Genomic DNA, 14,914 nt, shown 5'->3' on the forward strand with positions numbered 1-14,914 from the left:
GCAAGAAGTGTGCCTATCCCTTGTCATGCGGCCTTTCCGTGCCACATTAGAGGTATGGTCAAAGCAACGAAGAAGTCGCCCAGAGCAAAGAAAAAGAAGCCCGATGCGGTCACAGCCTTCATGGCGTTGGTGGCCGAACGTGGCTGGCGCGGCACCAGCCTGCCGGATGTCGCCGAAGCGGCAGGCATTCCGCTCGACGAGTTCAGCCGGCAGTATTGGACTAAGACGGATTTGCTGATCGCCTTTCAACGCCGCATCGATGAACAGGTTCTTGCCGATACTGGTCCACCGGATGAGGAAGAAAGTCCCCGTGACCGCCTGTTCGATATCTTGATGCGCCGCTTTGACGCGCTGCTTCCCTACAAGGAAGCGCTCGGCAGGTTGGGCAGGGATCTTCCCCGCGACCCGCTCGCTGCCTTGGTTTGGGCCCGTGGCATGAAACAAGCCATGACTTGGATACTGGCCGCCGCAGACACCGGCGGAAACGGCATTTGCAGACATTTCTCCACAAAAGGCTTAATTGTGGTATGGTTATTCGCGGTGCGGGCATGGATGTCGGATGATAGCCCCGACATGTCAAAGACGATGGCCGCGTTGGACAAGGCCCTTGCCCGTGCAGAATCGGTCGCGGAAATTTTTCAACGATCAGAAACAACCGTTGCGGGCTAAGTTCAAGTTGGGAATAACCCCAAAGTAACAAGGGCTTAAATCCAAACACGCCCAAATTCGATGACCGACGCGCGGAAATGCGCTTTATTGCAGTGCACAATTTTTCTTGACGTGACGCGGTATCTACCTATATGAGCCGTATTGTGCGATGCAAAATTAGCATCGCCGATTAGGCAAAATAGAAAACGACATCTCACACGCCCGGAGAATGACGATGACCCAAACCTCTTTTTTTGATTTCAGCAGCAACCCGTTCTTCGACCCGAAGAACAACCCGTTCCTGGACCCGACGAAAAATCCGTTCCTGAACAAGGACCTTGCGGATGTCTTCACGAATATGAAGACGCCCGGCTTTGATGTGCAGGAAATGGTTGCCGCCCAGCGTAAGAACATGGAAGCCATCGCGGCCGCCAACAAAACCGCCGTCGAAGGTGTCCAGGCGATCATCAAGCGCCAGGGTGAAATCCTGAAGGAAATCGTCGACGAGACAAATGCGCTGGCTCAGGAAGCCGGTTCAAATGTCGGGTCCGCTCCGGAAGATCAGGCCGCCCGCAACCTCGATGCGGTCAAGACCTCCATCGAAGAAGCCGTCGGCAACATGAAGGAATTGAGCGAGATGCTCGCAAAGTCCCAAGGCGAAGCGTTCGAAATTCTGAACCATCGCCTGACCGAAAGCCTTGAGGAAGTGAAGTCGACCATCGCCAAAGCGAAGAAGAAGTAAACTTCATTCCGAAAGGCCTCGTGCCGCAGTATTAGGCTAAGCTTTCCGAAACCGCCCCGGTTAACCGACCAGGGCGGTTTTGTTTTGCGCCCTCAAAACCTTCCGCGACGCGCACCTGGATTTTGTATCCCGGTCTTTTCACAGCAAGTTCCGCCTGCTACCCAACCGGACACACAGGACGACATAGTTAGGGACGCATCGATGACCATTTCCTTCGACGACTTTTTGAAGGTCGATATCCGGGTCGGCACCGTTATCAAGGCGGAGCCCTATCCAGAAGCGCGCAAGCCCGCGATCAAAATGTGGATCGATTTCGGACCGGAGGTCGGGGAACGCAAAACCTCTGCCCAGGTCACGGCTCACTACACGCCGGAAACCCTGACGGGCCGCCAAGTGGCCGCCGTCGTCAATTTCCCCGCCAAGCAAATCGGCAAGTTCATGTCGGAATGTCTGGTTCTGGGTTTCGCGGACGAGGCGGGCGAGGTCGTCCTGATCGCGCCGGACCAAAAAGTCCCCAACGGCCAGCGGCTACACTAAAGCGGCAAACGAATTCTGGCGCGCAAACCGCCATGCGGCGAGTCTTCCAGGAAGAGTTCGCCGCCATGGACGCGGGCGATATCGCGTGCGATCGATAATCCCAGCCCCGTGCCGCCGGTTAGCGGATTGCGCGATCGGTCCAACCGGACGAAAGGACGAAACGCGTCTTCGCGTTGATCTTCGGATATGCCCGGACCGTCATCGTCGATCGTCACCTCGATTGCATCGCCGCGCCGGCCGGCCCGAACCCAGATATTGTCCGCATACCGGTTCGCATTGGCGATAAGGTTATCGATGCAGCGTTTAAAGGCATCCGGTTTCACCCAGGTGACGATATGCCCCTCCACATGCGTATCGATCGACGCCCCGTCCCGCTTCCACTGATCCCCGATGTCTGAAACCAATTCGGTCAGATCCGTTTCCAAGGACTGCTCGCCCCCCTCGCCCCGCGCGAAGGTCAGATACCCTTCGATCATCTTCTCCATCTCGGAGACGTTTTCCTTCAATTCGGCGATCTCAGGATCTTTCCCCAGCATGGCCAGCTGAAGCTTCATGCGGGTCAACGGGGTGCGCAAATCGTGACTAACCCCGGACAACATGTCGGTTCGCTGCCGGACCTGCCGGCGGATACGTTCACTCATCAAATTAAAAGCCTGGGTGGCCTGACGAACTTCCAACGCGCCTTCGGGCTTCACATCCGCATCCGCTTCCCGCCCCTTGCCGAAACTGTCCACCGCCGTCGCAAGACGCCGGATCGGCCGTACCTGGTTACGCATGAAAACCGACGCAACCGCAAACAGGACGAGCGAGGTTCCCACCATCCACATGATGAAGATGTAGGTCGTCGAACTGAAAACGCGGTTGCCCGGAACGATGACCCGCAACACGCCTTCGGCCAACTGCACGTCGACAACCACTTCCTGTCGGAAAGACCTGCTATCGATACGAAACGGACGCTTCACCCGCTCGCCCAGCGCCTTGGCCAACAAGCTGTGAATAAGACCGTTGGCATCGTCGGCCGGTTCGTTTGGCAGGATCTCTCCCGGACGCAGGATCAGTTCCAGCCCCATATTCGCCTGCGCGCTTTCAAAAAGATCCTCCGTCTTCTCCGGCGCGTCATACATGCGGTCGAGCACCATGGCGATATCACCGGAAATCCCGCTGACCAGCCGCCAAGTGATGGAATCCCAGTGGCGATCATAGAAAATCCAGGTGGAAACGATCTGAAGCAGAATCAAGGGTGAGATGATGATCAGCAGCGCGCGGCCGTACAGCGTTCGCGGCAGGAAATTTTTCAGATGGAACCGTCCCAACGCCACGCCCCGTCAATCCGGCCGAAGAACATAACCGCGGCCCCGCACCGTGTGCAGATATCTGGGGATGCGGGTGTCTGGTTCTATTTTGCGCCGCAGACGCGTCACCTGAACGTCGATGGTCCGGTCGCCACCGTTGATATCGCACAGGGAGCACAATTCCTCCCGGCTCATGATCCGCCCCGGCTCACGCGCAAGGGCGGTCAGCAATTGCGCTTCGGTAGAGGTGAGGCGCATCGGCTTGTCCGATCGGGTCAGGATTTGGCGCCCGACATCGAACAGAACCTCGCCCATGGTGACCATCATGGGGCCAGCCGGCACCTGCGCCGTGGGTGTCCGCCGCAGGATAGACTGGATACGCAGCACCAATTCGCGCGGTTCGAAGGGTTTCGACAAATAGTCGTCGGCGCCGGCTTCCAAGCCGTCGATGCGGGCCTCCGTCTCGCCCATCGCAGTGAGCATCAGGATCGGTATCTGGTCCGCGGTTCGGACATAGCGGGTAAATTCCAGGCCGCTTTCCCCCGGCAACATCACGTCGACGATCAGCAAGTCGAACTGGAACGATGCCAGCTTTGAACGTGCTTCATCCGTATCCGCGGCAGAGGTGACGCGAAACCCCTCTTCGGTCAGGAACCGCTGCAGCAGGTCGCGCAACCTTGTGTCGTCGTCGACAACCAGGATATGCGCCGCGTCCACCATGTTGTTCATGCCGCACCAACTGCCTTATGCGCCGGCATGCCGGCGCTCCAACCTCAGGCCACCCTCAGGGACGCCGCTTTGTCGCGCCGAACCGGGACCTGTCTTCATCATCGGACATAATGCCGAGCATGACTTTTCGGAACCCTTCCACCGCCTCCGCACCGGCCTGGCGATAGGCCCGCGCCAGTCTTTGGCGCTGGGTTTCCGTTAATTGTTCTTCAAGCGCGCGGCCCTTTTCGGTCAAGGTCAACAACCGCTGGCGCCGATCCGACGCTCCTTGCCGCTGCACAATGTAGCCCTCTTCGACCAACTGGCTCAACACGCGGCTCAGACTCTGCTTGGTAATCTGAAGGATCGACAGCAAGGACGACACGGTCGCTCCGGGATAGCGCCCGACGAAATAGATCACCCTGTGATGGGCCCGCCCCAATCCGCGATCGGCCAAGATGCGATCCGGCTCGGAGATAAAGTCCCGATATCCGAAAAAGAGCATTTCGATGCCCTGACGCAATTCCTCTTCCCGCAGGAAAAGGGGGTTCGCGCCGGGCTTGGCGGAGGACGGCCCCGATGAAGGGAGTGAAGACCGGTTGGGAGAATTTATGTCAGCCATGTTGACTTATATGCATGACGCTGATACACCGCGCAACCACTTCGATTGTTACTTTGTGACTTTCTGAAGCACATCGAAGAAAGGTTCTTATCACAGAATCAGGTTCTTGGGTTAGGTCCTTTCGTTTGAAAACTATCCGTGGATACCACGTTTCGGTATCCCGAACGGGCGGGAAACGGGTCCCCAACCGGCGTAGACAATCACCGGCGGGACAAAAAGATTTTGGAGCACAACATGTCGGCGACATTCGACGATCGCGATGGATACATCTGGTTCAACGGTGAAATGAAGCCGTGGCGCGAGAGCAACGTTCATATTCTGTCCCACGCGATGCATTACGCGTCCGCCGTGTTCGAGGGCGAGCGCGTTTATGGCGGCAACATTTTCAAGCTGACCGAACATTCGCAACGCCTGGCCCGGTCCGGCGAATTGCTGGATTTCCAGATTCCCTACACCGTTGAAGAAATCGACGCCGCCTGCAACGCGGTCGTAAAGGCGAACAATATCGTCGACGGCTATGTCCGCCCGATCGCTTGGCGCGGGTCGGAAATGATGGGCGTGTCGGCGCAGAGCACGCGCATCAATGTCGCCATCGCGGCTTGGGAATGGCCGTCCTATTTCTCACCCGAAGCACGCATGAAGGGCTTGCGGATGCAGATTTCCGATTGGCAGCGCCCGGCCCCGACCACCGCGCCGACCGCCAGCAAGGCAGCGGGTCTGTACATGATCTGCACGCTTTCAAAGCACAAAGCGGAAGCAGCCGGTTATAACGACGCCCTTATGATGGATTACCGCGGCCTGGTTGCGGAAGCCACAGGCGCCAACATCTTCTTCCTGATGGACGGCAAACTGCACACACCGACGCCCGATTGCTTCCTGGACGGCATCACCCGCCGCACGGTCATCGACCTTGCGAAACGCGAGGGGATCGACGTCGTCGAGCGGCATATCCAGCCGGAAGAACTGTCGAACGCGACGGAAGCCTTCCTGACCGGCACAGCCGTCGAGGTTACGCCGATTTCGGAAATCGGGCCCTACAAGTTCACGCCCGGCCAGTTGAGCCAGACATTGATGGGCGCCTATGACCACGAAGTCCGCCGGACCGACGATCGCGCAGCCCTCGTCAGCACAAGCGCCGCTTAAACAATCGCCTTCGGGCAGGGGTTATCGCCATGCCGTTTGAAGTCGCCGACCGCTGGTTCGATTTCAAACGCATGGACGATGGCATCACCCATATTTGGGAACCGTATGTCATACCGCTTATGCGGTGCAATATCTGGCATGTTCGCGGCCGTGACCGGGACATGATCGTGGATACGGGGATGGGCGTCGTATCGCTCCGCGACGCCACCCGTCATCTGCTGGACAAGCCTGTCATGGCGGCGGCGACCCACGCCCATATCGACCATGTCGGCTCACATCACGAATTCGACGAATGCCTGGTCCACCGGCTGGAAGAAAAAGATCTGGCCGAGCCCTATTGGGAAAAAAGCCTTTATCTCGAAAACGAAGACCTTGTCCGTCAGCTTGCGGAGTCCGGCTATCATTGCGACATGGGCCAATGCTATATCGACGCCCTGCCGCATGAAGGCTACGACCCCGGCGCCTATGCCCTGCAGGGCAGCAAGGCGACCCGCGTGGTCGAGGACGGCGATATCGTCGATCTGGGTGATCGCCAATTTCAAGTGATCCACATTCCCGGCCATTCGCCGGGATCGATAGGGTTATGGGAAGAAGCCACCGGCATCTTCTTTTCCGGCGACTGCATTTATGACGGCCCGCTTCTGGACGGATTCTCGGACTCGAACATCACCGATTACATCGCCAGCATGAAACGCCTGCGCGACCTGCCCGTCCGCGTCGTCCATGCGGGGCATGACCCCAGCTTCGGGCGCGAACGCCTGCTGGAATTGATCGACGCGTATTTGGACCTGCGGGACAACTGATCCCGCCCACAGCGGCATTGCCTTGTCTTCCAAAGATCGTTTTTCCAATCTATCGTCAGGCAAAACAGCATATACCTGAAATGGGGGAGGATTTTCCATGGAAGTCGGGATTATCGGCGTCGGCCTGATGGGGCACGGGATCGCCCGAAACGTCATGTTGAAGGGCGAGCACAAGCTGACCTTCCTCAACCATCCGGGTAATCAACCGGTTGACGAATTACTCTCCCTGGGCGCGACGGCGAAAGACAAACCGGCTGATGTGGCCTCGTCGGCGGATATTCTCATCCTCTGCGTCACCGGCTCCCCTCAGGTTGAGGCAATCCTGACCGGAGAGGACAATATTTTACCGGGCTTGCGTCCGAATGCGATTGTGGTGGATTGCTCAACCGCTCTTCCCGAGTCGACGGTGCGGATGGCGGAAATTGTGACGGGGGCCGGTGCGCGTTTCCTTGACGCACCGATGACGCGCCTGCCGCAGCACGCCCATGCGGGTACGCTGAACCTGCTGGTCGGCGGCGACCCCGCCGTGTTGGCGGAAGTCTCGCCCATCCTCGATTGCTTTGCCGAGAATGTGACCCATGTCGGACCGGTGGGAACGGGCCATCGGATGAAGCTGCTTCACAACTATGTCTCAATCGGCTTCATGACCCTGCTGGCGGAAGCGGCGGCACAGTCGAACGATGCCGGCGTCGATCCCAAGACTTTCATCCATGTGCTTGAGACCGGCGGCGGCGGCGGTGCCGCGCTCGACCGCCTGGGCCCCGCCATCCTGGAAGAGGCAAGGGACTCCGTCCCCTTCTTCGTCGGCAACGGTGTGAAGGATATCAGCTACTACCTCTCCATGTCCGAAACCGCCGGTGCCCAAGCGACCGTCGCCGACGGCGTCCTCACCGCCTTAAAGTCCATCGCGGACCAAGGCCACGGTCAGGACTTCATGTCCGACCTCGTCGCGCATTTTCGGAAGTGATGTCCCAGGCTGTTTGGCCCAGTTTCATCCTAGCCTTCGGTCTTTTCCGAAAGACCGGATAAGACCGCGACGACGTCGTCCAACCCGTTGCAGGGGATTGCGCCCAATTCCCTCAACTCCCGCGTCACGTCCACCGGCAGGTCGGAATTGGTTTCTTTGGGAACCTCGTTCAAACGCCCTCCAACAATGACCGGCAATCGAAGGCCACGCGCCGCGACGGATGCCAGAACCTTTTCCGTATAGCTGCGCGCGACGCCGTTATAGGTCGACACTGCGATCAGGTCCGCGCCGCCCGTGACCGCCCGGTCGACAAGGATGTCCGGATCGACCGATACGCCGCCGTCGACGATCTGCACACCCAGGCCCGCCAGGGATTGCTCGACCAGATATTTTCCGTGTTCGTGAACGTCGCTTGTCCCGACGCATGCTGTCAGGCCGCGCGGTGAGATGCGCTTTGCGTCATCGGCATGTATGGCGACCCACTCGGCGGCTTTTTCATCCAGTTCCCGCGCCCATTCGGCCAGGATCATCGGCGCCCTGCGGTCGTCGGTTGTTGGACCAGGACCAAACGCGGCTTCCAACCGTTTCGGGCCCATGCGCCGGATCGCCAAAAGCATTTCGGCCGGATCCTGGATATCGATCCCGATTTCGCCCAACCCAGCAAGAACATTCGCCGCGAAGACACGCCCACCCGCGACCATGCGATCGGCCATTACCTCAATCTGCGACCAATCGATCAGCGCCTCATAGGCAGGTGCATGGTCGGCGAGGCGGTGAGCGAAAGTTTGCGCGTCGATGATTTCCTGAACATCGGGAATGCGCTGGTTCTCGGTCACCGGTACGGGATTGATCGCATGCCCGGACGGCCAACGTCTTTGGGCCGCGATATCAGCGAGGAGGTAGTTGGCGAGGCTAGCGTAGTTCCCAGCCTCCGTCGATTGGTAGGAGACCGTATTGCCGAAAATCATCGTGCCCGGCGTATCCGTCACCTGGACGAGCGCCGCGTGAAAGGCCATTCGCGACAGCGGGTCCGAGAAATGATGCCCATAGCAATGGGACAGACGCGCCCCGATCAGGTCTTCCACGATGTGCTTTTCCACCAGAACCATGCCCAGGCTGCAGCACATATCCAGGAACAAACCTGCGAAGCCGTCATCCAAGTTGGAGTGAACCAGGATGTCCGCATCAAATTCCTCTTTTTGGGCGGCGATCAGGCCCAGCGCCGTGACGGTCGCTTCGGTCGTCGCCACGTCGTCGTCCCAACCGGGCAGGCGGAAGGTGAAGTACTGACCAAGATTGCCGAGCGCGGTCGCGCCCGCTTCCAGCGCCGCCCGCGTATTTTCCAGGGCCCCAGGCAAGCCCAGCATGAAATCGCCGAAATGGGTCGCGGCTGGGACCGCTTCGGTGATGCGCCTGAAATCGCCCGGATCGGTCAGAACGATACCCGTGCCGCGCGGCGCGTCGGCGCGCATGGCTTGCGGGTAACCCATCGACCAATCCAGCGTGATGCCGAAACGGTCCACGGTCACACCCAAATCCCGGCACCGTCCATGAACCTGCGCCATCGCTTCCAACGTCCGGTCCAGGCTTCTGAATCCGATATGGGCGTGCTGCATGATCCGGCCGGTGGTTGCCGTTTTATAGACGACCTCAGACGGAACCTCGGCTTCTCGCAGAAAGCGGCTGGGCTTGAAGGACGTATTGCCCGCAAGCGCTTTCCCGCGCGCCAGCAACTCGGCGCCCGGCGACAATGTTTCGGGGATTAGATCCTTGCGGGTTGGAAAAGTCATCGCATCAGTATTCAGCCGACCGCGCCAAAAGCAACCGACAAGCGTTCGACAAAAATGCGCCCGCGCTCTAGTGTCCCGCACCCCAAACTAACGAAAATTCGGTATCAGCGATGAATGACACCACCCAACGCATCGGCTTCCTCGGGGTCGGCCATTTGGCCCGCTGCCTGATCGCCGGATTCCTGAAATCAGGCCTGCCCGCCGACCGGTTGATGCTGTCGCCGCGGGGACAGGCCCCAGCCATTGCCGCCGAGCAAGGCTTGGTGTTGGCAGAGTCGAACGAAGCCTTGGTGGAGGCTTGCGAAATCGTCATCCTCGCCGTCCGTCCCGCCGATGCAGCCAAGGCGGTTGCAGGGCTTCCCTGGCGAGACGACCAGGTGCTGATCTCCGCCTGCGCGGGCGTTCCCATCGCAGCGCTCGCGGAACAGGCCGCCAGACCCCGGATCGTGCGGATCATGCCCGTGACTGCCGCTGAGATCTGCGCCAGCCCGACCGTCTGTTATCCGGCCTCCCCCGATATCACGGACCTCATCGCCAGGCTGGGCTCGGTCATCCCACTTTCAGGGGAAGCTGATTTCGAAACGGCAACGGTCAGCGCTGCGGTCTACGGATGGGTTCAGAAGCTGATACAAATTTCCGCCGACTGGTCCGCCGAACAGGGGCTGTCCCGCGAGGCGGCACGGCAACTTTCAGCAGGCATCTTCATCGCCGCCGGCCAAACCGTCGCGGCCAGCGAGGAACCCATGGAAGACTTGCTGGCGCATCTGGCCACCCCCGGCGGGATCACGGAACTGGGGTTGAAACATCTGGAAGCCCAAATGGTTGACCAAGCCTGGGCCGGCGCTTGCGACGCTGTGCTGGACCGGTTGACGAAAGACTGACCGAAACGCTTGCGGCGGCGCCCTGTAAATCGTTAGCTTGATCTGTCTGGTGCCCAAGCCGGCAGTACGGAATGCCGGGGCGGGAGAATCGGGAACGCGGTGCAATTCCGCGACGTGCCCAACGCTGTTAGGGGGGAGGCGCGGCAAGGCCACTGGCCAAGGACCCAGACAAGGTCCAAGGGCTGGGAAGGCGCCGTCAGCCGTTGAACCCGAAGTCAGAAGACCGGCCGGACGTCATCATCTTCATCGCGCGGACGGCGATGCGGAAGCTTTGCATCGAAGGGGAAAAAAGATGCAGCCGAAATCCGTGTCCACCGATCAAACCCATCCCTATGTGCTCGATTCCAATTTGGTATCAGCCGGCCCGTTTTCCGAAGATGAGCGGCATGCCGTCTATCGCGCGATCTTTACCCGGCGCGATGTGCGCGGCCAGTTCTTGCCCGACCCAATCGATGAAGCAGTCCTGCATAGAATTTTGCTGGCGGCGCATCACGCGCCTTCAGTCGGCTTCATGCAGCCTTGGAATTTCATTGTCATCCGCGACGGAGACGTGAAGGCGCGGGCCAAATCCGCCTTCGAACGCGCCAACGAGGAAGCCGTCGCCCTGTTCGATGATGACCGCGCCACGCTTTATTCCCGGTTGAAGCTGGAGGGGATCACCGACGCGCCCGTCAACCTGTGCATCACCTGCGACCGCAGCCGAGGCGGCAAGGTGGTGTTGGGACGGACGCATAACCGGGACACGGACCTCTACAGCACCGTCTGCGCGGTTCAGAACCTGATGCTGGCCGCGCGTGCGGAAGGGATCGGTGCCGGTTGGGTCAGCATCTTCAACGAGGCCGACATCCGCGACCTGCTCGCCTTGCCCGATCATGTCGTTCCTGTCGCCTATCTATGCGTGGGCCATGTAAAGGAATTGTACGAGTCCCCCGAATTGGAAGCGCGCGGCTGGCGTAAGCGATTGGACCTGCAGAGCTTGATCTTCGAGGATCGCTGGGGTGAAGCACCGGCTAGTCCAAGGTCTGGCGATACCTGAACAAGGCGACGGCGGTCACCACCGCCATGATGGCGGTGAGTGCGACCATGTCCGGCCACAGATCCGGAAGTGTCGCGCCCTTCAGCATGACTTTTCGGATGATGCGGATGAAATGGGTCGCCGGGATCGCTGTACCAAGCGTCTGCGCCCAACCCGGCATGCCGGCGAAGGGGAATAGAAATCCGGAAAGCAGGATAGACGGCATGATGAAGAAGAAGGACATCTGCATCGCCTGCATCTGGTTCCGCGCCACGGTCGAAAACAGAAAGCCGAGCGCCAGATTGACCACGATGAACAGGTTCAGACCGATGATGAAACCTCCCAACCCGCCGTCGAAAGGAACATTGAACAGCAGGCGTGCGACGATGAAAAAAACAGCTGTTTGAACGAAGCCGACCAGCACATAGGGAAGGATCTTGCCCGCCATGACCTCCGCCGGACGCACCGGCGTCGCGATCAGCGTTTCAAGGGTTCCGCGTTCCCGTTCCCGCACGATGGCGATGGCGGTCACCATGATCATGGTCATCGACAGAATGATGGCGAGCAAACCGGGCACGATATTGTAGGTGGTTATACCAGCCGGGTTGTAATGACGATGAACAATCACGCCGAATGGATCCGGCCCCGCCGCCAAATCCGCAACAGCCCCCGGTAAGGCTTGACCGATCGCAGACGAAACGATCCCGGAAAGCGCCGCCACCGCACCGCCGGTCGCAGTTGGATCCGATGCATCGGCCTCTATCAAGATCTTCGGCCTGTCGCCGCGTATCACGTCGCGTTCGAAATTCGGCGGGATGGTTACCACAAATGTAGCATCACCATGGCGAAACGCTTTTTCGGCCGCCGACGCACCCGCAATCGGTCTTTGGATGTCGAAATAAGTCGAATTGGACAGGGCCGAAACCATGGCCCGCGACACCGGCCCGGTATCGTTCATTTCGATCAGTGTCGGCATATGGCGCGGGTCGGAATTGATCGCGTAACCGAACAACAGAAGTTGAACGATAGGCAAGGCGATCATCATTGCGAAGGTCATCCGGTCCCGCCGCATCTGGAGGAATTCCTTCACCAGCACGGCCACGAAACGGTTGATGGAAAGAAAACCGTTCATGATGGGACTTTTCGAGACGGGTCCGCGGCATAATTGTCCGACGCGCCGGTCATCAAATGGATGAACGCTTCTTCCAAACCCGTTGACCGTTCCGAAACGTGTACACCGTCCTGCCCGTCCAACGCCTTCACGGCGGCCGCCAATTGTGCCTTGTCGGTCCCGGATGCATGCAGAACCGACCCAAAGCGAGCAACCTGTTCGACACCCGGCGCATCTTCCAAGGCTTCTTCCAGCGCGCGCAGATCGGGACCCGATATTTCGAAAGTAGAAAGCCCGACGATGGACGGGATTTCACGCGACGCCCCGTCGATCAGCTTTCGACCGTAGGCGATGTAGGCGATGTGATCGCACTGCACAGCCTCGTCCATGTAATGGGTCGAGACCAACACAGTGACGCCGTTATCCGCCAGCGATCGGATCTCGCGCCAAAAATCCCGCCGCGCCTTCGGGTCGACACCCGCCGTCGGTTCATCCAACAACAGCAGTTCGGGGTCGTGAATCATGCAAGCGGCAAGCGCCAGGCGTTGTTTCCAACCACCGGACAAAGTCCCCGCCAATTGCTTCGCCCGGTCGGCGAGGCCTAGATCCTCCAACGCTAGGGTGACGCGTTGGCGGCGCTTCGGCATGCGGTACATCCGCGCCATGAAATCCAGGTTCTCGCGAATGGAAAGATCTTCATACAGAGAGAAACGCTGCGTCATATAGCCGACACGCGCCTTGATCTCACTCGCCTGGCGGACAATGTCGTATCCCAGGCATTTGCCGGTTCCACCATCCGGTGTCAGCAATCCGCACATCATCCGGATCGTCGTTGTCTTTCCGCTGCCGTTCGGCCCCAGGAAGCCGTATATCGCGCCGCGCGGCACAGACATGTCGAACCCGTCGACAACAAGTTTGTCGCCGAAACGCTTTGTCAGGTTCCTTACGTCGATAACAGGTGGGGCGCCTGCCCCTTCAGGGCCGGCCGATGTCATTGCGGTTCGGCTTCCACCGTAATCGGCTGACCGGGCAGAAGATTTTTCATCTCCCGCTCCAAGGGAATTGCCTTGGTCATATAGACCAACCTATGGCGTTCTTCCCGGCTGTAGATCACCGGCGGGGTAAATTCCGATTCCGAGGCGACGCTGACGATCTTCGCCTCAAACGGCGCGCCACAGCCGTCGCAGTCGACCCGCACGATACGCCCCACATTGAATTCTCCGCGCCGTTCTTCCGGCACGAAGAAGCGTATTTCCAACGATTTCGGCGGCTGTATCGACAGAACCGGCTTCGACGGACCGCTCACCTCCCCAGGGTCGAGATACCGGCGTTCGACCCGGCCTGCCACCGGCGCATCGACGCTGTACTTTTCCAAGGTGATCACCGCCCGTTCCACGGCGGCCTTCGCTGCGGCCAAATCCGCGTTGGCGGCAACGACTTGCTGCGCCCGAGCGGGCAGGCGCGCCACGGCAAGTTCCGCTTCGAGCTGCGAGACATGCGCCTCCGCCGTCTCATACGCCGTCTTGTCGTTTTCCAACGCGGTTTCGGATGCGACCCCTGAAATCGTCAGCCGTGCGGTTCGATCATAGTCGCGCTTCGCCTTGTCGCGGGTTATCCGCGCCTCAGCCACATTCGCTTCGATCACCCGCAGTTCTTCCGGCCTGCTGCCGGTTTGCAGATTTGCGAGTTGGGCCGCCACCGCCCGTTCTTCCGCCTGCGCGGCGGTCAAGGCCGACAAGGCATCCGCCTGATCCAGGTTGAACAGAATATCGCCTTCCTCGACCATGTCCCCTTCTCCTACGGATATGGAAACAATTCGCTGGGTCACCACCGGTGCGACATAGATGACGTTCGCCTCGATATAACCATGCAGGACCGGGTCCATCGGGGGATTAAAGAATGCAGCGACCATCGCGAAGAAACCTGCGAATGCGGCGATAATGTCGCTCATGCCGCGTCCTTTCGCGCCCTCAACCCATTCATCACTATATCGATATGCTGGGCCACGAAATCCGCCTCGCTGACGCCCGGCGGCAGCCCGATGCCGAAGATCCGTCCCATAATGATATTGGCAATGATCGGCCCCATGACGCAGCGCATGGCGACCGCATTGTGGACCGGTCGCAATTGTCCGCAGGCGACCCCTTCCTCGAACAAAGCGGAAAAGGAGCCGACCGCCCGCGCGATGACTTCCTTGCGGTAGAATTCGGCCAGTTCCGGGAAGGACGCAGCCTCCGCGATAACAAGCAGGGGGATCGCTGCCCGTGTCGGGTCCTTCAACCGTGCCGCAATGGCCTGGACAAGGCCAGCGATCACCTTGGCGGGGTCACCCGATCGTGATGCCGCGGCGGTCGCCGCCTCATCCACCAGCGGGCCGACCGCGCGGCGAACCAACGCTTCGAAGATGGTCTGCTTTGTCGGGAAATATTGATAAACCGCCCCTTTGGAGATACCCGCCGCGGCGGCGATATCGTCCACCCGCGTGGCGGCGAAACCGCGTTCCATAAACAACCCGACAGCGGCATCCAGAACCTCGTCGGGGCGGTCGGCGGCCCGACGTCGAAACTTCGGGCCAGATTTGACGTTCGTGCTCATATTGAACAAATAACTGACCGGTCGGTTAGTTACAAGTTCGAAAGCACATCCCGGCGGGTG

General features: G+C 59.6%; 16 protein-coding genes and 1 riboswitch. Of the genes, 8 read left to right on the top strand and 8 right to left on the bottom strand.

Going from position 1 to position 14,914, the window contains the following annotated elements:
• Positions 1 to 54 precede the first annotated feature (54 nt).
• The 3 genes from EOI86_RS19090 (at position 55) to EOI86_RS19100 (ending at position 1,927) form a co-directional block, all read left to right on the top strand.
• Positions 55 to 669 carry a TetR family transcriptional regulator gene (locus EOI86_RS19090; protein ID WP_161973901.1) on the top strand — a complete coding sequence of 205 codons (615 nt, stop codon included), beginning with the start codon at positions 55 to 57 and terminating at the stop codon, positions 667 to 669.
• Positions 670 to 883: 214 nt separating this feature from the next.
• Positions 884 to 1,390: a phasin family protein gene (locus tag EOI86_RS19095; RefSeq protein ID WP_127767244.1), complete on the top strand. Its 507-nt coding sequence runs from the start codon at positions 884 to 886 to the stop codon at positions 1,388 to 1,390.
• A 201-nt stretch (positions 1,391 to 1,591) separates the two neighbouring features.
• On the top strand, positions 1,592 to 1,927 hold the full coding sequence (locus EOI86_RS19100) for a tRNA-binding protein (protein ID WP_127767246.1): 336 nt from the start codon (positions 1,592 to 1,594) through the stop codon (positions 1,925 to 1,927).
• Here EOI86_RS19100 and EOI86_RS19105 read toward each other — a convergent pair.
• Genes EOI86_RS19105 through EOI86_RS19115 form a run of 3 tightly spaced genes read right to left on the bottom strand, consistent with a single transcriptional unit; the run spans position 1,924 to position 4,549 of the window.
• The gene (locus EOI86_RS19105; protein ID WP_127767248.1) at positions 1,924 to 3,246 is read right to left on the bottom strand and encodes an ATP-binding protein; all 1,323 of its coding nucleotides are present in this window, start codon (positions 3,244 to 3,246) and stop codon (positions 1,924 to 1,926) included. The genes EOI86_RS19100 and EOI86_RS19105 overlap by 4 nt on opposite strands.
• A gap of 6 nt (positions 3,247 to 3,252) precedes the next feature.
• Complete coding sequence (locus tag EOI86_RS19110) at positions 3,253 to 3,948, bottom strand: response regulator (RefSeq protein WP_127767250.1); 696 nt, start codon at positions 3,946 to 3,948, stop codon at positions 3,253 to 3,255.
• 55 nt (positions 3,949 to 4,003) lie between these two features.
• Entirely contained in the window at positions 4,004 to 4,549 is a 546-nt protein-coding gene (locus tag EOI86_RS19115) for a MarR family winged helix-turn-helix transcriptional regulator (protein WP_127767252.1), read from the bottom strand.
• Between the two features lie 234 nt (positions 4,550 to 4,783).
• Between EOI86_RS19115 and EOI86_RS19120 the strand changes: the two genes are divergently transcribed.
• The 3 genes from EOI86_RS19120 (at position 4,784) to EOI86_RS19130 (ending at position 7,462) form a co-directional block, all read left to right on the top strand.
• Positions 4,784 to 5,692 (top strand): branched-chain amino acid aminotransferase, encoded by a 909-nt coding sequence (locus tag EOI86_RS19120; RefSeq protein WP_127767254.1) that lies wholly within the window; start codon positions 4,784 to 4,786, stop codon positions 5,690 to 5,692.
• Positions 5,693 to 5,721: 29 nt separating this feature from the next.
• On the top strand, positions 5,722 to 6,495 hold the full coding sequence (locus EOI86_RS19125; RefSeq protein ID WP_127767256.1) for an MBL fold metallo-hydrolase: 774 nt from the start codon (positions 5,722 to 5,724) through the stop codon (positions 6,493 to 6,495).
• A 97-nt stretch (positions 6,496 to 6,592) separates the two neighbouring features.
• Positions 6,593 to 7,462, top strand: coding sequence for an NAD(P)-dependent oxidoreductase (locus tag EOI86_RS19130; RefSeq protein WP_127767258.1), 870 nt, complete (start codon positions 6,593 to 6,595; stop codon positions 7,460 to 7,462).
• A gap of 29 nt (positions 7,463 to 7,491) precedes the next feature.
• Here the strand turns inward: EOI86_RS19130 and EOI86_RS19135 are convergent, their stop codons facing one another.
• Complete coding sequence (locus EOI86_RS19135; RefSeq protein ID WP_127767259.1) at positions 7,492 to 9,252, bottom strand: cobalamin B12-binding domain-containing protein; 1,761 nt, start codon at positions 9,250 to 9,252, stop codon at positions 7,492 to 7,494.
• A gap of 110 nt (positions 9,253 to 9,362) precedes the next feature.
• Here EOI86_RS19135 and EOI86_RS19140 point away from each other — a divergent pair, with 110 nt between their 5' ends.
• Both EOI86_RS19140 and bluB read left to right on the top strand, forming a co-directional pair.
• Positions 9,363 to 10,133 carry a pyrroline-5-carboxylate reductase family protein gene (locus tag EOI86_RS19140; protein WP_127767261.1) on the top strand — a complete coding sequence of 257 codons (771 nt, stop codon included), beginning with the start codon at positions 9,363 to 9,365 and terminating at the stop codon, positions 10,131 to 10,133.
• Between the two features lie 30 nt (positions 10,134 to 10,163).
• Positions 10,164 to 10,380, top strand: a riboswitch (cobalamin riboswitch).
• A gap of 45 nt (positions 10,381 to 10,425) precedes the next feature.
• Positions 10,426 to 11,169 carry a 5,6-dimethylbenzimidazole synthase gene (bluB, locus tag EOI86_RS19145; protein WP_127767263.1) on the top strand — a complete coding sequence of 248 codons (744 nt, stop codon included), beginning with the start codon at positions 10,426 to 10,428 and terminating at the stop codon, positions 11,167 to 11,169.
• Here bluB and EOI86_RS19150 read toward each other — a convergent pair.
• Genes EOI86_RS19150 through EOI86_RS19165 form a run of 4 tightly spaced genes read right to left on the bottom strand, consistent with a single transcriptional unit; the run spans position 11,144 to position 14,854 of the window.
• Positions 11,144 to 12,280 carry an ABC transporter permease gene (locus EOI86_RS19150; RefSeq protein ID WP_127767265.1) on the bottom strand — a complete coding sequence of 379 codons (1,137 nt, stop codon included), beginning with the start codon at positions 12,278 to 12,280 and terminating at the stop codon, positions 11,144 to 11,146. The genes bluB and EOI86_RS19150 overlap by 26 nt on opposite strands.
• Positions 12,277 to 13,254 (bottom strand): ABC transporter ATP-binding protein, encoded by a 978-nt coding sequence (locus EOI86_RS19155; protein ID WP_127767267.1) that lies wholly within the window; start codon positions 13,252 to 13,254, stop codon positions 12,277 to 12,279. Before EOI86_RS19155 ends, EOI86_RS19150 begins: the two co-directional genes overlap by 4 nt.
• Positions 13,251 to 14,210: an HlyD family secretion protein gene (locus EOI86_RS19160; RefSeq protein ID WP_127767269.1), complete on the bottom strand. Its 960-nt coding sequence runs from the start codon at positions 14,208 to 14,210 to the stop codon at positions 13,251 to 13,253. Before EOI86_RS19160 ends, EOI86_RS19155 begins: the two co-directional genes overlap by 4 nt.
• Entirely contained in the window at positions 14,207 to 14,854 is a 648-nt protein-coding gene (locus EOI86_RS19165) for a TetR/AcrR family transcriptional regulator (protein ID WP_127767271.1), read from the bottom strand. The genes EOI86_RS19160 and EOI86_RS19165 overlap by 4 nt, the downstream gene beginning before the upstream one ends.
• Between the last annotated feature and the right edge of the window lie 60 nt (positions 14,855 to 14,914).

Source organism: Hwanghaeella grinnelliae (assembly GCF_004005845.1).
In the GTDB taxonomy this organism is placed as follows: Bacteria; Pseudomonadota; Alphaproteobacteria; order UBA8366; family Aestuariispiraceae; genus Hwanghaeella; species Hwanghaeella grinnelliae.

Coding starts and splice junctions, on each gene's coding strand:
- EOI86_RS19090 (WP_161973901.1), top strand. CDS start 55: ATGGTCAAAGCAACGAAGAAGTCGCCCAGAGCAAAGAAAAAGAAGCCC.
- EOI86_RS19095 (WP_127767244.1), top strand. CDS start 884: ATGACCCAAACCTCTTTTTTTGATTTCAGCAGCAACCCGTTCTTCGAC.
- EOI86_RS19100 (WP_127767246.1), top strand. CDS start 1,592: ATGACCATTTCCTTCGACGACTTTTTGAAGGTCGATATCCGGGTCGGC.
- EOI86_RS19110 (WP_127767250.1), bottom strand. CDS start 3,948: ATGAACAACATGGTGGACGCGGCGCATATCCTGGTTGTCGACGACGAC.
- EOI86_RS19115 (WP_127767252.1), bottom strand. CDS start 4,549: ATGGCTGACATAAATTCTCCCAACCGGTCTTCACTCCCTTCATCGGGG.
- EOI86_RS19120 (WP_127767254.1), top strand. CDS start 4,784: ATGTCGGCGACATTCGACGATCGCGATGGATACATCTGGTTCAACGGT.
- EOI86_RS19125 (WP_127767256.1), top strand. CDS start 5,722: ATGCCGTTTGAAGTCGCCGACCGCTGGTTCGATTTCAAACGCATGGAC.
- EOI86_RS19130 (WP_127767258.1), top strand. CDS start 6,593: ATGGAAGTCGGGATTATCGGCGTCGGCCTGATGGGGCACGGGATCGCC.
- EOI86_RS19135 (WP_127767259.1), bottom strand. CDS start 9,252: ATGACTTTTCCAACCCGCAAGGATCTAATCCCCGAAACATTGTCGCCG.
- EOI86_RS19140 (WP_127767261.1), top strand. CDS start 9,363: ATGAATGACACCACCCAACGCATCGGCTTCCTCGGGGTCGGCCATTTG.
- bluB (WP_127767263.1), top strand. CDS start 10,426: ATGCAGCCGAAATCCGTGTCCACCGATCAAACCCATCCCTATGTGCTC.
- EOI86_RS19150 (WP_127767265.1), bottom strand. CDS start 12,280: ATGAACGGTTTTCTTTCCATCAACCGTTTCGTGGCCGTGCTGGTGAAG.
- EOI86_RS19155 (WP_127767267.1), bottom strand. CDS start 13,254: ATGACATCGGCCGGCCCTGAAGGGGCAGGCGCCCCACCTGTTATCGAC.
- EOI86_RS19160 (WP_127767269.1), bottom strand. CDS start 14,210: ATGAGCGACATTATCGCCGCATTCGCAGGTTTCTTCGCGATGGTCGCT.
- EOI86_RS19165 (WP_127767271.1), bottom strand. CDS start 14,854: ATGAGCACGAACGTCAAATCTGGCCCGAAGTTTCGACGTCGGGCCGCC.